Raw genomic sequence first — 14,887 nt, 5'->3', positions numbered from 1 at the left:
TTTTTATCATATATTAACCAATATTTCCAAGACGTATTACGTCACGAGCAATCATAACTTCTTCGTCTGTTGGAATTATGATTACTTTTACTGGAGAGTGCGGGAAGCTAATGAATGCTTCTTCACCGCGGATATTGTTGCGTTTCGCATCAAAGTATACACCCATGAACTCAAGGCCTTCTAATACACGCTCACGAATTAATGCACTGTTCTCACCAATACCAGCTGTAAAGATGATTGCGTCTACACCTTTCATACGAGCTGCATAAGAACCGATATATTTATGAATGCGGCCTATAAATATCTCTAGTGCTACTTCTGCACGATGGTTTCCTTCTTCTTCAGCTTGCTCAATATCACGTAAGTCACTTGAGAATCCAGAAAGACCTAACATACCACTTTTCTTGTTTAATACGTTAAGAACTTCATCTACAGTTTGGCCTGTTTTCTTCATAATATATGGAATTAACGCAGGGTCAAGGTTACCAGAACGTGTACCCATTGTTACACCAGCAAGTGGAGTGAAGCCCATAGACGTATCAATTGATTTTCCGCCTTCAACAGCTGCGATACTTGCACCGTTACCTAAGTGACAAGAAAGTAAACGTAAGCTTTCAAGTGGACGGCCTAATAATTCAGCTGCGCGCTCTGTTACGTACTTGTGAGAAGTACCGTGGAAACCGTATTTACGGATGCCGTATTTCTCATAGTATTCGTAAGGTAAGCTGTATAAGAAAGATTCTTCTGGCATTGTTTGATGGAATGCTGTATCAAACACTGCTACTGAAGGTACGTTCGGAAGAACTTCTTGGAACGCTTTAATACCAATAACGTGTGCTGGGTTATGAAGTGGCGCTAACTCACTTAAAGCGTCGATTTCTGCTAATACTTGATCGTCAATTAGAGCAGAATCTGCGAATTTTTCACCGCCGTGTACAACACGGTGACCAATACCGCTAATCTCATCAAGAGATTTAATAATTCCAGTTTCAGTTAATTTGTTTAAAAGCATATTAACCGCAACTCCATGGTCTGCGATATTTGTTACTTCTGTTTGTTTCTCGCCGTTTACAGTAATTGTAAAGATACTATCTTCTAAACCGATACGTTCTACTAAACCTTTTGTTAATACCGTTTCATTTGGCATTTCAAATAATTGGAACTTTAAGGAAGAGCTTCCTGCATTAATCGCGATGATTTTTGACATCTAGTCTTTCGCCCCTTTTTCTCTTGTTAGCCGTGTGGAATCTTTCCACAAACCGCTCAATTTTATGTCTTCAATTTTTATCAGCTAACATAACCGTTTCACTGAAAAAAATTTAAACTCACGATTTTAATTTAAACATCGTACGACATATATTTCAAGTGAAAAAATTGTAACACAAAGATTTTTTTATATTACAGATTTCATAATTCTTATTTTTGTTCTTATATATATTACTGAATTTTGTAAACACTATAAAACTGTACTATATATTAGTATATACCTGTTACATACAAACATTATTTACTTTTGTTTAGCGAACCAACCATTAATTTGATTCATAATATTCTCCATCGCTGTCATATTTGAGAATTTTGGTAATTCTACTAATAACGCTTGTTTTGGCATTTGTATGTCTTGTCCCTTCTTTTGGAGAACAAATATACTTTTTGCATTTTTTTCGTTTTTAAACATGGAAACAGGTAGCTGTAGTAGCCCTTGTACAAAACATGTTTCTTTAATAAATGCATGAAGTTTTGGCGCTTGATCACTTTCAAATATGAAATTTGGTACTAAGAAAAATAAATATCCGCCTTCTTTTGTATGTTTTACACTTTGTTCAATAAAAAGATGATGTGCATAAGACATGCCTTCATCTGCTTTTAAAGTATATTCACTTGCACCAATTTCGTTTGGATAATAGCCAATTGGTAAATCACACACAACTACATCAACTGGATCAATATAAAGGGGAGCCAAGCCATCTTGATTGAAAAACTCAACTGCTTGTTTTTGTAAGTTTGCATTAACTAAAGCAAGCTTAACAAGCAAATCATCTACATCTACCCCAAATCCGCTCACGTTTGTACCTTCTGGGCAACCGTTAAAGATTGTCGTTAATAAATTTCCCGTTCCAACTGCAGGATCTAAAACAGTCATTTCCTTTTGATCCTTCATAAATTTTTGGAATAAATAACTCATAAACATACCAACCGCATCTGGCGTCATTTCATGATTTGCTTGTACGCCTTCTTTCATTCCTTTTAAGATGGCAAGTTGAAACGCTTTGCGAATTTCTTCGCCTTTATAGTTTTCTTCATTAAACTTACTATATTCACGCTCTAGTCGTTCAATTGTTGGTTGTTCTAATCCTTCTTGTAAAATTGTTCCTTCAAATAAATTATCGCCTGTTTCTACAAGCGCTTCTAAATAGGTTATGTCTAATTCTTTACGTAAAATTACGGCAGAAGAATCAAAGATAGAAAATAATGTTTCTACTGTTGAACTCACGAAAATTCCTCCTTAAAACTAAAATACACATAACTTATATCATACCACACTCTAAATTCTTTCCAAAAGAAAAAGCGACCTCTTTTCATAAGAGGTCGCTTTTTGCTCTTCACATTACTTTGCAGCTTTTGCTGCTTCTAATGCTGCTTCGTAATTTGGATGGCTTGTACCTTCGCTTACATATTCTGCGTAAACAACTTTGTCGTTGCTATCTACTACGAATACTGCACGTGCAAGTAAACGAAGTTCTTTCATTACAACACCGTATGCTTCGCCAAAAGAAAGGTCACGGTGATCAGAAAGCGTTACAACATTTTCTAAACCGTTAGCTGCACACCAGCGTTTTTGAGCGAATGGTAAATCAACGCTAATTGTTAATACTTTTGCATTTTCAATACCAGCTGCATCTTCGTTAAAACGACGAGTTTGTGCATCACATACACCTGTATCGATAGATGGTACAACACTAATTAATTTCACTGCACCTTTGTATGTTTCTAAAGTTACTGGAGATAAGTCATTTGCTAATACTTGAAAGTTAGGCGCTTGGTCGCCTACTTTAACTTCTGTTCCAACTAAAGTGATTGGGTTTCCTTTAAACGTTACGTTTGCCATTTGAAAATCCTCCCTTTTCTAAAACAAAATATGTACAGTGTAAATGATAGATGTTCAGCAAACAGAATGCAAATGAATCGCTCTGCTTTATGAAAAAAGAAGCTAATCACTCGATTAGCTTCTTCATTCTATATTTCATACTCCGGCTGTTCACCTTTTTGTGTGTTCATCATTTCTTTCACTTTATCGACCGCTTGCGGTGCTAATTCCATCACTTTATCAAGTATGTGCGTCTGTTTATCTAAGTGAAGCACTTTCACACCTTCACTATTTACAACGAGAAAAGCAATTGGATTAATGGAAACGCCGCCCCCACTACCACCGCCAAATGGATGGCGATTATTGTTTTCAAGTTTACCAAATTCACTCCCGCCTGCCGCAAAGCCAAAACTTACTTTAGAAACCGGTAAGATGACACTTCCATCTGGCGATTGAATTGGATCACCGACGATTGTGCTTACATCAATCATATGATTTAAATGTTGCATCGCTGTTGTCATCAATCCCTGAATTGGATGTTCCACATAATCCCCCTATGTTCATTGTTGCATAGCATTATCTGTAGCAATAACTCCTTGTTGTTTCAAAAATATAAATATACGAATTACCGCTTTCACTGCACGGTATATACGAAATGAAGCTGTTAATTCACAATGTGATGCCACAGTTTTCCCTTGAAAAATTGGAGTAACTTCAAGCTGAGGTGCACCAATAATTTCCATGTAATTTCCAGCAACACCAACAATCATTCCTTTTACTGACCATACATAACCTGTTATAACTCCAGTGCTCGCTGCATCACCTGTTCCAACTTGCGAACGCCATCTCCAATTTTTGATTTTCACTTTTTGAAGAAAACCTTTCATCATAGTATGGATTTCTTGCAACCTTTTTATAACCTCGGCTATACTGTCAAGCATTGCTACAAACTTATCTTCTGTTCCGCCCTCTTCTCCTGCTTTTTCAATTTTTTGATCTGTTTTCTTTTGTTGTTTCTCTATCCGCTCAAGTACATCAAACGTATAATGAATCATCCATATTTTCACTTGAAATAAACACTGTTTTTCTGTTTCTGTATATAACAAACTAATTTTCAGCGATAATTTCGATAACAAAATAAGCAAGACGAACAAAATAAGTATTCCAATTCCAATCGCAAGCCACTTCATCGTACCATCCTTTCATTCCGTATCCATTATCGACACAATATGAAAAGAATAAACGAAATTGAAAATATAGATTTTTCTAAAAAATAGAAGGACTTTTGATACTTTTTATCGAAATATAATATTCGAACATATTATTTACTGCATGGAGGGATACAAAATGGCAGATCGTCGCAATTTATTTTTCTTTTACGGTGATGATAAAGCAACACTTGTCGAAAAAATGAAACCAGTATACGACATTTTAGAAGAAAATGGATTTACAATATTAGACCATCCAAAACATGCAAATGCCATCGTTAGTGTTGGCGACGACGGTACATTCTTGCAAGCTGTCAGAAAAACAGGATTTCGTGAAGATTGTTTATACGCAGGGGTTTCGACAACAGATGATATTTCCTTTTACTGTGACTTCCACATTGACCATGTCGATAGCGCCCTTCAAGAAATCACAAAAAATGAAATTGAAGTAAGAAGATATCCAACAATTCAAATAACAGTTGATCACGATACATCTTTTTATTGCTTAAATGAATTTTCACTGCGCTCTAGCGTTATTAAAACATTTGTACTAGATGTGTACGTTGATGACTTATACTTTGAAACATTCAGAGGCGATGGCTTAGTCGTTTCTACACCAACTGGAAGTACGGCGTATAATAAATCACTACACGGAGCTGTTGTGGATCCATTAATTCCATGTTTCCAAGTGAGTGAACTTGCTTCTTTAAATAACAATACGTACCGTACACTTGGTTCTCCATTTATTTTAAGCAGCAATCGTACATTAACATTAAAATTAGCTCCAAATGGAAAAGATTATCCTGTCATGGGCATGGATAACGAAGCATTAAGTATTAAACAAGTCGAAAAAGCAGTTGTTCGTTTAAGCGATAAGCAAATTAAAACAGTAAAACTGAAAAATAACTCGTTCTGGGAGAAAGTACAAAGAACGTTTTTATAAAGTAAAACTTCCGTCAGTAGAGATTTTCTTCATCCTCCACTGACGGTTAGTTGAACCAATCGAGCTTTTACGGACAGTTATCCCCCACCTATCTTCTTTGCTTCTCTCTGAATCTTGAGGTGGGGGATCTTACTGCCCGCGAATAGCGGGATAAAAAATAGAGGCGGCATATACCGCCTCTATCTTTTATATACAATTTCACCATCCACAACCGTTATTACAACATCTACCTCTTTTATTTCCTCTTCCTGAATGTCAAATATATCTCTGTCTAATATAGTAAAATCTGCTTCATATCCTGCAGCAATTTTCCCGCGGCTTTCTTCTTTTCCGATTGCATATGCGCTTCCTGTTGTGAATAGCGAAGCAGCTTCAAATACTGTTATCTTTTCTTCTGGTATGTAACAGTTTCCATCCACAAAGCTTTTCCTTGTTACGGCACTGTATATCCCTAAAAGCGGGTTCACCTGCTCGATTGGTGCATCCGAACCGCCCGCGCAGTGCAAGCCAGCATCAAGAAGTGTTTTCCAAGCATAGGCATAACGAAGGCGATGCTCCCCTAGTTTTTCAATAACGGATGGAAAGTCGGAAGAAACGAAGACAGGTTGAAGATCTAAAATTGCAGGGAGCTTCTTCATTCGCTCAATTAACTCTTCACGTACAAGCTGACAGTGAATAATGCGATCACGCCGCCCTTCTTTTGGTGGATATTTTTCGAGCGCATCTATCACATACTCAAGTGATAAATCACCAATTGTATGAATTGCAACAGGCATATGGAAATCTCTCGCTTGTTTTACAAGCAGCGCCAGCTCATCACGTGAAAAGATGGCAACTCCATTTGTTTCCTTTGCATCTTCATATGGTTCACTAAGCAGCGCTGTTCGTCCGCCAAAGGAACCATCCGAAAAGATTTTCATTGCTCCAAACTCAATATAATGTGTATTCTCATAGCATTCCCGTTCATGTGCCACCTCATGATGAACAAGAAGGTGTGCTTTAAACGGCATATCTCGAATCACTTCTGCAAAGGCTTTATATGTTTTTTGAAAACCACCGTAATAGTTTAAGTCTTCTGTATGACCACCAACTAACCCGTATTTCCAACAATCTTGAATGGCTGTTTTCAATGCGTTTGTTAAATACGCTGCATCGATTTCTGGTTGAATATGAGCAATCAAATCCTGCGCTTGTTCGTACAATAACCCTGTGAATTCACCAGTTTTATCTCGCCCAATTTTCCCGCCTTTTGGGTCTTCTCTATCCTGCATAATCTCTGCTTTCTCAAGAATATAGGAATTTACCAAAGTCACATGACGACAAACGCGTTTCAATAAAATAGGATGATGAAGTGACAGAACATCTAAATCACGTTTATGTATGTCCTTCCGGTCTGTAAAGTTATTTTCATTCCAGCCCTCTCCAATAATCCATTCTCCTTGCTTGGCTATTTTTACTCGTTCAGCAACAAGATTTAACACTTCTTGATAAGATGTACATGCTGATAAATCTAAGCGAAGCAATCGTTCCCCGTGTCCAATAAGATGCATATGACTGTCTACAAGACCAGGGAGCATTGTTTTTCCTTCTACATCAAATAACTGCTTCGGATGATAACGGGCTTCTAAATCTTCTTTCATTCCAATAGCAATAATCTTACCATTTTCTACGTAAACAGCTTCTACGGTCGTTCCTTCTTCTTCCATTGTATAAATCTTTCCGCCATACCAAAGTTCTCCCATTTTTTCTCCCCCTTTGCTTCTTACTTTTTAGTGTACGAAATTGGCAGCAAGAAAAAAGCAGGCAGATTTCTCTGCCCACGATTCTTTCGTACTTACAATCCTTCTTTATCCCGCTATTGGTGGGCAGTAAAACCCCTACCTCAAGACTCAAAGAAAATAGGTGGGGGATAAGCCCGATTGGTTCAACTAACCATCAGTGGGGGATAAAGCCCCCACTGATGGAAGTTTCACTTTACTTCGAAGCTATTTCCATTTCACGCTTTCGCAGTTCAATGCGGCGAATTTTACCGGAAATTGTTTTTGGAAGGTCTTTCACAAATTCAATCTTCCGCGGGTATTTGTAAGGTGCTGTTAATTCTTTTACATGCTCTTGCAGAAGTGGAATTAACATTTCATCTTGTTCCTCTATCCCCTCTTGTAAAACAATAAAGGCTTTTACGACATTCCCTCTTATTTCATCTGGACTTGCCACAACAGCACATTCTCTTACGTATGGATGCTTCACAAGTGCATCTTCCACTTCAAACGGTCCAATTGTGTAACCAGAACTAATAATAATATCATCGCCTCGCCCTTCAAACCAGAAGTAGCCATCTTCATCCTTTTTCGCCTGATCACCTGTAATATAATAATCACCGCGAAATTGCATAGTTGTACGTTCCGGGTCTTTATAGTACTCCTTAAATAATGCTGGTGTTTTGATATGTACCGCAATATCTCCTACTTCTCCCGGAAGAACTGGTTTACCATCTTCATCAACAATATCAACTTGATTACCTGGCGTTGGTTTCCCCATCGAACCAGGCTTTGTTTCCATTCCTTTTAATACACCAACAAGTAATGTATTTTCTGTTTGGCCATAACCATCGCGAACCGTTACATGAAAATAATTTCGGAACGTATCAATAACCTCTCTGTTCAATGGCTCTCCTGCTGAAACAGCACTATGCAAGGAAGACAAGTCATATTGCTGCAAGTTGTCTATTTTTGCCATTAAGCGATATTCAGTCGGCGTACAGCACAACACATTTACTTTATTATCACTTAATAATTGTAAATATGTTGTCGGGTCAAATTTCCCGTGATACACAAATCCCGTTGCACCTGAACCAAGTGTTGCAAGAAAAGGACTCCAAACCCACTTTTGCCATCCTGGACTTGCTGTTGCCCATACAACATCATTTTCTTCGATCGCTAACCAATTTGCAGCACTCGTACGAAGATGAGCATACGCCCAAGCATGTGTATGTACAACACCTTTTGGATTACCTGTCGTTCCAGATGTATATGATAAAAACACCATATCATCACAATTTGTCTCTGCTATTTTTAGTACATCACTCTCTGTTTCAAGCGCTTCTCTTATATTGTTCCAACCGTCTAGCGGTTCTTCACTTAATACAAATTTATAAAGCGAATTCATGGCTTCGATTCCATCGAATTGTCTAACATACGGCTCATAACTCACAATCGCTTTTACTTCTCCATGCGCAATGCGGTATTCAATATCTTTTTTACGCAGCATTTCTGAACTTGGAATGACAACAAATCCCGCTTTAATTGCGGCAATATACGTCATATATGTTTCAATAAGACGAGGCATCATAATTAGAAGCTTGTCCCCTTTTTGCAGACCACTTTTTATAAAAGCGTTTCCAATCTTATTTGCCCCTTGTAACAATTCCCCATATGTTACTTTCTTTTTATTGCCTTGATCATCTTGCCAAATAAGCGCAAGCTTATTTGGTTGCTTTGCATGACGCTCCATCTCTTCTACTAAGTTATACGTCGGCGGTGCTAATAACTCTTCGCGGCTCACATGTCTCATACGCTTCCCCCTTTACAATATACGACTTCCTTTTAATAATAAAGAATTTTCTGTCAATAATAAAGAGTTTTCTGTCGATGGTAAAGAATTTTCTGTCAATTTAAAACTATCTTCTTTTGACAAATCGGTTTATATTTTGACCAGTTGGCTACAATAGTAGATGTTTTCTCTTATTTTTTTACAAAAAACAACAAAAAAAGAAAGAGCGGGGAATCCCGCTCTCTCTAAGCCATTATATATGGTTGTTATCGTTGAAAACCACCTAATTGTTGTTCAGCCATTGCAACTAAACGTTTTGTAATTTCTCCACCAACAGATCCGTTAGCACGAGATGTTGAATCTGGTCCAAGTTGTACACCAAACTCTTGAGCGATTTCATACTTCATTTGATCTAAAGCAGCTTGCGCACCAGCAACTGCTAATTGATTTGTGTTTGCCATATGGTATCACCTCCTTGTGAGTATAGAGTGTGATAAACCATATGGCTTCATACATATCTTTTAATGGTAATTTATGGTTTTAAAATAAATCTTCGAATTGTTCTTCTTCTGCTACTTCTACTGTTTGTAATACCATTTTCTCTGTATTGGTAACTGCTTCTTCAATAAGCGGCGTAAAATCATAGTATGATTCAAATTTATTTGCTTTTTCACGCTTCGGTTTTGTTGTTGGACTTGCTGGAGTAAATACTGTACAACAATCTTCGTACGGACGAATCGAAATGTCATACGTACCGATTTGATTTGCAATTTTAATAATTTCTAGCTTATCCATCGCAATAAGTGGACGGATAATTGGATAATTTGTCACTTCGTTAATCGTGTGCATACTATCTAATGTTTGACTCGCTACTTGACCAAGGCTTTCCCCTGTTGTAAGAGCAAGCGCGTTACGCTCTTCTGCAATACGCTCTGCAATGCGCATCATCATACGGCGCATAATTGTCATCGAATAGCTAGATGGAATTTCTTTATTAATTGTTTTTTGCACTTCTGTAAACGGTACGAGATGAAGTGTTACACGTTTACAATACTTCGTTAACTCTTGGGCTAAGTCAATAACTTTTTGCTTCGCGCGCTCACTTGTAAATGGCGGACTATGAAAATGGACAGCTTCCACTGATACGCCGCGTTTCATTGCTAAGTAAGCAGCAACTGGGCTATCAATACCGCCAGAAAGAAGAAGCATAACTTTTCCTCCAACACCAACTGGAAGACCGCCAGCTCCCATGCGCTCATCGCACATAATATAGCTATAACCGCTTCTAATTTCAACACGGATATTTACATCTGGATTATGAACATCTACTGTAATATCCTCTGTATTTTGTAAAACATGCCCGCCGATTTCTGGAAGCAATTCCATCGTTTGCATCGGGAAGTGCTTGTAAGAACGATGAACCGTAATTTTAAATGTTTTCACTTCACGCTTTACTTGCAAGAAAGCAGCAAGTGCACCTTTTTTAATTTCTTCTAAATCTGTTGGCACTTTCATTGCTAAATTAAATTTATGAATACCAAACACATCTTTTAACTTCTCCGCAACCGCTTCATGATTCTCACCATTTAACTGAATATACATGCGATCATGCGTCGCATCAATTTTTAAGTTTGTAAATTTCTTTAATTTATGTTTCACATTATCTTTTAATGTGCTCACAAACTTAGAACGGTTCTTTCCTTTTGTTGTCATTTCGCCGTAACGAACTAAAATATATTCGTATGTCATCATCTTTCCTTACCTCATCACTTCATATAATTTTGGCAATGTTTCTTTTACAATTCCTTCGAATTGTTTTACTTCTTCCAGCGTATTTTCCGGCGCTAGACTCACGCGAATTGCACTTGCTGCTACTGCGTGCGGCAAGCCCATCGCCAGTAAAACGCGGCTGACTTCGTTTGCTTTGGAAGAGCAAGCAGACTTTGTCGATACATACACATCACGTTCTTCTAAGGCATGTACAACAACCTCTGGCTTTAATCCTACAAATGATACGTTTAAAATATGCGGTGCCGTATGGTCATTCGGCGTATTAATTGTAACATCCTCCATATCATTAAAAACATGAATGAGTTCTTTTTTTAATGTTTGAAGATGTATGATATTCTCTGACTGCTTTTCTAATGTCATTCGCAAAGCTTTTATCATTGCAACAATTCCCGGCAAGTTTTCTGTACCAGAACGGTAACGCAACTCTTGTCCACCACCTGATAAAACTGGATCAAGTCTAACGCCATCACGAACATATAAAAGCCCTGTTCCTTTTACACTATGGAACTTATGCCCAGAAATTGTACAAAAGTCAATATGATTTTCATAAAAGTCAAGTGGTACTTTTCCAATTCCTTGCACATGATCCACATGGAACCGTACTTTCGGATAGTCCACTAACAACTTTCCAATTTCACCAACAGGCTGAATCGCTCCTGTTTCGTTATTAACGTGAATCATGGAAACAAGAATTGTATCCTCTCGAAGAGCACGTTTTACATCTTCTACCGATACAACACCATTTTCATTTACAGGTAAATATGTAACGTCAAAACCAAGAGTTTCTAGCTGTTTATATGCTTCAGACACAGAAGCGTGTTCAATATTTGTTGTAATCATATGCTTGCCGCGGGAGCGATTTCTCATCGCAATCCCCTTAATTGCAAGGTTATTCCCTTCTGTTCCTCCAGACGTAAAGATAATTTCTGAAGGCTTTACATGAAGAAGCTGAGCTGCAATCGCACGTGATTGCGTTAATAAACGCTCTGATTCTCCCCAAGGGAATGAATAGAAGAAGGATTTCCAAAATATTTTCCTGCAACTGTTACATAAGATTGCAAGGCTTCCGGGTATGGTTTTGTCGTCGCACTATTATCAAAATAGATCATCGTTCGTCCCCTTTCAGCGATATCACATCACACAATCATATCATAAATTCATGCGTTTACGCTAAGCATGCTCATAGTTTCCGTCATTAAAGCGGAAGTATGCTTTTCTACTTTTAACTAAAAAACGCTCCATATTCCGCTATTCATTATAGCAATATTGCAACATCACGCATACAAAAGTTATTTGAACAAAAAAAAAACAAACCCCTTAATACCTATTAAGGAGTTTGTTCTATGTCAACAAATTCAGCAATCTTTTGGACAACACCTGGCTCAATTTGCTCTAATACAGAAGCTGCTTGTTCAAGAGCTGCGTCGTATTCATATTCACGAAATAATTGCTCTGCGTTATCTAAACTTCGCGCCAGCATATCATCATGACTGCGATAACGATTACCATACTGAATTAACTTTTCTACTAAATATGCTTGCTCAATTAATTCTTGCGTTGCTTCATATACACCATTTACAATAGCTACTGCTTCTTCTAACGTACTATTTACCACACCCATATTCAGCGGTTTTAATTCCAGCTGCTCATACACACTTTGTATCGCACGTTGGCCGTTTTGCAGATCAACCATGATGCTATCTGGTAAACCTGGTAAATTTGATTTTTGCATCATACGTTTTGATTCCAACATTGTATGGTGCATTTCTCGTAACGCTTCACGTGCTTCGAATTCATCTTTACGCATTGTTTGTAACATATCCTTGTACTCAGCGTGAAGTACTTTCAATGTTTCACATTGCTCGTAAATTTCCTCTAAATCTTCTCGAATGACAGAGAAGGCGATATCTTGCTCTGCAATACGAAGTTGTAATACTTCAAAACGCTTCATCAAAATATGCATTTGTTTTTCAATCACTTTTTGTGATTCAATATCTTTATCTTGCAGCTGATAACTTTGCTTCACAAATTGTGTTTCTGCTTTTGTTTCCAGTGCTTGCTCTCGAGTTGTTTCTAAATCTTCATATACAGTTGCTGTCTGTTGCTCAACATAGTATCTCGCTCTCACTTCTAATTCCAATTGTTCGTATAACGTATCGAGCTGCGTTTTTAAAACATCGATTTTTTCTTTTGCTTCCAACACATGTAGATATTCTAAATCCGCAAGACATGTTTGCAGTTGTTTGTTCATCTCTCTTACTTCTTTTGGGATTTCCAAATGATTTAATACATAGCCTTGCTTTTTCATATCGTCGTGACCTTGTGTTAAGTCTTCTAATTGTACTGGTAAGGTCGCTTGACATTCTACTAATAGATCAGGCACTTCATGCACAATTAGTTCTAAATTTGATAACCCTTCTTCTAAACTCCTAACAATTTCACGCGCTTTTAAATAATCTCCATTTTGCGTTGCTTCTTCAAACGTTTGAAATTTCTTAGACTCTACATCAAGTAACTCTTCAATTTTCTGTTCTGCTGAGCCAAACATATGGCGATGAGCAAGCACACTCTTTTTCATATTCCGGTATGTATCACGTAACTGTTCAATTTCTGAATTGTTTTTCTCATAGCTTTCCAACAGCTCTTGCAATTCATTTAATATATCAGTAATCCGATGGTCTGCTTCATCTAAACTACTAATGGATTCATTCATTATATGTTTTGCTTTTCGGAAGGAAAATTGCGCGGCAAGCTTTTGAGCGCTTTCTAATTCTTTTTCTGCTTTCGGAAGAATATTAGCAACAATTTCATCCCATTCATTTCGCCACTTCTCAAACAGTTCTTCTGTTTGTCCGGTCATATTTAACTCTTTTACTCTCTTCAGTTCATCTGCAACGGGCTTATCCTTAATTTCTTGTTGCCATTGCTGTAATGCCTCGATATCTTTATATAAACGATTTCTCATCACAAGCTCTACTATGAGGAAGAGCAAAATAGAGCTTACTACGATGATAACGATCGTTAAAATTGAATCCATTCAAAAGCCTCCTATTTATTTTATCTTGTTTTTTGTCCGTTCCGTTTTTTGAAATGGAAGGCGTTATGTAAGAAAAGGAAAATCCCCTATATTTAACAACTGTCAATGTACTAATCATACCATGTAATCATATGTTTTTGACCTAGTTTTTAGAAAAATTTAACGAAAGAATTTACTACCTCCAAATTCATTATGGTTACACCTCTAACCAAAAGTTATAATTGCTAAAAACAGTATTTCTCTTCGATATAAAGTGAAACTTCCATCAGTGGGGGTCTTACTGCCCGTTAATGCGGGATAAAGTAAGTACTATTACCATTTCATTGATATACTACTATATAAGAATGCGAAAAGAAGATACTATTTCATTAGGAAGTAAACATAAAAACAGCTCGTTCCCATATATACTGGTAACAAGCTGTTTTTATGTTTTTCGATTTTCTTTATACATAAGCCGCTCTCGGCAGACGATAATGCGAATGCTCTATACAAAGAGTTTTCTCTATCCACTGCTCTACTTCCTTTATATACATTTCAATAAAAAACACTTCTGACGGAAATGAATGCAGCACTTCCGATATATATTGCGGATATAAATATGGCATACTGATCATCCCCTTCAGCTGCGTCATAAACATCGTGAAGGATACTTTTTGAAATTCTTTATTTTCCTGACCTTGTCTAATAAGTTGTTCCACATAATATCTCTCTTTTGAAAAGTAAATCGTCATTACTTCTCGAATTAATGTGCTATCTAATGAAAGTTCTCTGTAAAAGAAACGAGTAAGTTCTCTTCGCTCAAATTGATATTGTAAAATATTGCGTACCATCTGAAATAATACTTCTTTTGAAGACAAAAAATTCCGCTGTTCAAATGTCATTTCAATTACACGTAAGTACCCCTCTAAAAAGTCTGACACCAACTGTTCCAGCAACCCTTGTTTTCCAGCGAAATAATACGAAATATTGGCAGCATTGACATTTGCTTGTTTTGCTATATCACGCACCGATGTACCATCATATCCTTTCGCATAAAATAGCGAAATTGCCGCATCGATAATCTTCTGTCTTGCCTGTGTCATATACTTACTCACTCCCTTTCGTAGAACAGCTTTTATTCTTTAGCAAGCAGTAAGAGCCCGTTGGTTCAACTAGCCATCAACGGAGGACGCCCTCCTCTACTGATGAAAGTTTCACTTTTATGTAAATTTCTTGACTTTTAGGACAAATTCCTTTAATTTTCTATCGACAAAGTCATGCGAATTATAGCC

12 protein-coding genes and 1 pseudogene are annotated in these 14,887 nt (G+C 37.3%); 1 reads left to right on the top strand and 12 read right to left on the bottom strand.

Annotated elements, in window-relative coordinates; genetic code table 11:
- Window positions 1–13: 13 nt before the first annotated feature.
- From ACEWFJ_RS05660 to ACEWFJ_RS05640, 5 genes are all read right to left on the bottom strand, one after another.
- Window positions 14–1,207, bottom strand: coding sequence for an acetate kinase (locus ACEWFJ_RS05660; RefSeq protein ID WP_473690963.1), 1,194 nt, complete (start codon window positions 1,205–1,207; stop codon window positions 14–16).
- Between the two features lie 300 nt (window positions 1,208–1,507).
- A complete protein-coding gene (locus ACEWFJ_RS05655) occupies window positions 1,508–2,494 on the bottom strand; it encodes a class I SAM-dependent methyltransferase (protein ID WP_473690961.1) in 987 nt (328 codons plus the stop codon).
- A 114-nt stretch (window positions 2,495–2,608) separates the two neighbouring features.
- Window positions 2,609–3,109 (bottom strand): thiol peroxidase, encoded by a 501-nt coding sequence (tpx, locus tag ACEWFJ_RS05650; RefSeq protein ID WP_473690959.1) that lies wholly within the window; start codon window positions 3,107–3,109, stop codon window positions 2,609–2,611.
- A gap of 128 nt (window positions 3,110–3,237) precedes the next feature.
- Window positions 3,238–3,633, bottom strand: coding sequence for a GerW family sporulation protein (gene ytfJ / locus ACEWFJ_RS05645; protein WP_473690957.1), 396 nt, complete (start codon window positions 3,631–3,633; stop codon window positions 3,238–3,240).
- Window positions 3,634–3,648: 15 nt separating this feature from the next.
- Window positions 3,649–4,278, bottom strand: a complete 630-nt coding sequence (locus ACEWFJ_RS05640; protein WP_473690955.1) for a DUF2953 domain-containing protein — start codon at window positions 4,276–4,278, stop codon at window positions 3,649–3,651.
- Window positions 4,279–4,435: 157 nt separating this feature from the next.
- Between ACEWFJ_RS05640 and ACEWFJ_RS05635 the strand changes: the two genes are divergently transcribed.
- Window positions 4,436–5,239, top strand: a complete 804-nt coding sequence (locus ACEWFJ_RS05635) for an NAD kinase (RefSeq protein WP_253630565.1) — start codon at window positions 4,436–4,438, stop codon at window positions 5,237–5,239.
- A gap of 179 nt (window positions 5,240–5,418) precedes the next feature.
- On the opposite strand, the gene ACEWFJ_RS05630 is transcribed toward ACEWFJ_RS05635, so the two are convergent.
- From ACEWFJ_RS05630 to refZ, 7 genes and pseudogenes are all read right to left on the bottom strand, one after another.
- Window positions 5,419–6,981, bottom strand: coding sequence for an amidohydrolase (locus ACEWFJ_RS05630; protein ID WP_473690953.1), 1,563 nt, complete (start codon window positions 6,979–6,981; stop codon window positions 5,419–5,421).
- Between the two features lie 232 nt (window positions 6,982–7,213).
- Complete coding sequence (gene mbcS, locus ACEWFJ_RS05625) at window positions 7,214–8,800, bottom strand: acyl-CoA synthetase MbcS (protein WP_473692364.1); 1,587 nt, start codon at window positions 8,798–8,800, stop codon at window positions 7,214–7,216.
- A 254-nt stretch (window positions 8,801–9,054) separates the two neighbouring features.
- A complete protein-coding gene (locus tag ACEWFJ_RS05620) occupies window positions 9,055–9,249 on the bottom strand; it encodes a small, acid-soluble spore protein, alpha/beta type (RefSeq protein WP_429719127.1) in 195 nt (64 codons plus the stop codon).
- 79 nt (window positions 9,250–9,328) lie between these two features.
- On the bottom strand, window positions 9,329–10,540 hold the full coding sequence (gene thiI, locus ACEWFJ_RS05615) for a tRNA uracil 4-sulfurtransferase ThiI (RefSeq protein ID WP_473690951.1): 1,212 nt from the start codon (window positions 10,538–10,540) through the stop codon (window positions 9,329–9,331).
- Window positions 10,541–10,546: 6 nt separating this feature from the next.
- Window positions 10,547–11,688, bottom strand: a pseudogene (locus ACEWFJ_RS05610) (cysteine desulfurase family protein).
- 218 nt (window positions 11,689–11,906) lie between these two features.
- Window positions 11,907–13,616 carry a septation ring formation regulator EzrA gene (ezrA, locus tag ACEWFJ_RS05605; protein ID WP_473690949.1) on the bottom strand — a complete coding sequence of 570 codons (1,710 nt, stop codon included), beginning with the start codon at window positions 13,614–13,616 and terminating at the stop codon, window positions 11,907–11,909.
- Between the two features lie 443 nt (window positions 13,617–14,059).
- Window positions 14,060–14,698 carry a forespore capture DNA-binding protein RefZ gene (refZ, locus tag ACEWFJ_RS05600; RefSeq protein WP_473690947.1) on the bottom strand — a complete coding sequence of 213 codons (639 nt, stop codon included), beginning with the start codon at window positions 14,696–14,698 and terminating at the stop codon, window positions 14,060–14,062.
- Window positions 14,699–14,887: the final 189 nt, after the last annotated feature.

The organism is Bacillus sp. EA-CB0995 (genome assembly GCF_055814245.1).
Note: the sequence above shows the minus strand (reverse complement) of the source record. Positions and strands in the feature narration are given on the sequence as shown.

Bases quoted from the DNA above. Each gene is read 5' to 3' on its own strand.
- ACEWFJ_RS05630 (WP_473690953.1), bottom strand. From the start codon at position 6,981: ATGGGAGAACTTTGGTATGGCGGAAAGATTTATACAATGGAAGAAGAA.
- ACEWFJ_RS05620 (WP_429719127.1), bottom strand. From the start codon at position 9,249: ATGGCAAACACAAATCAATTAGCAGTTGCTGGTGCGCAAGCTGCTTTA.
- ACEWFJ_RS05640 (WP_473690955.1), bottom strand. From the start codon at position 4,278: ATGAAGTGGCTTGCGATTGGAATTGGAATACTTATTTTGTTCGTCTTG.
- ACEWFJ_RS05660 (WP_473690963.1), bottom strand. From the start codon at position 1,207: ATGTCAAAAATCATCGCGATTAATGCAGGAAGCTCTTCCTTAAAGTTC.
- thiI (WP_473690951.1), bottom strand. From the start codon at position 10,540: ATGATGACATACGAATATATTTTAGTTCGTTACGGCGAAATGACAACA.
- tpx (WP_473690959.1), bottom strand. From the start codon at position 3,109: ATGGCAAACGTAACGTTTAAAGGAAACCCAATCACTTTAGTTGGAACA.
- refZ (WP_473690947.1), bottom strand. From the start codon at position 14,698: ATGACACAGGCAAGACAGAAGATTATCGATGCGGCAATTTCGCTATTT.
- ezrA (WP_473690949.1), bottom strand. From the start codon at position 13,616: ATGGATTCAATTTTAACGATCGTTATCATCGTAGTAAGCTCTATTTTG.
- ACEWFJ_RS05635 (WP_253630565.1), top strand. From the start codon at position 4,436: ATGGCAGATCGTCGCAATTTATTTTTCTTTTACGGTGATGATAAAGCA.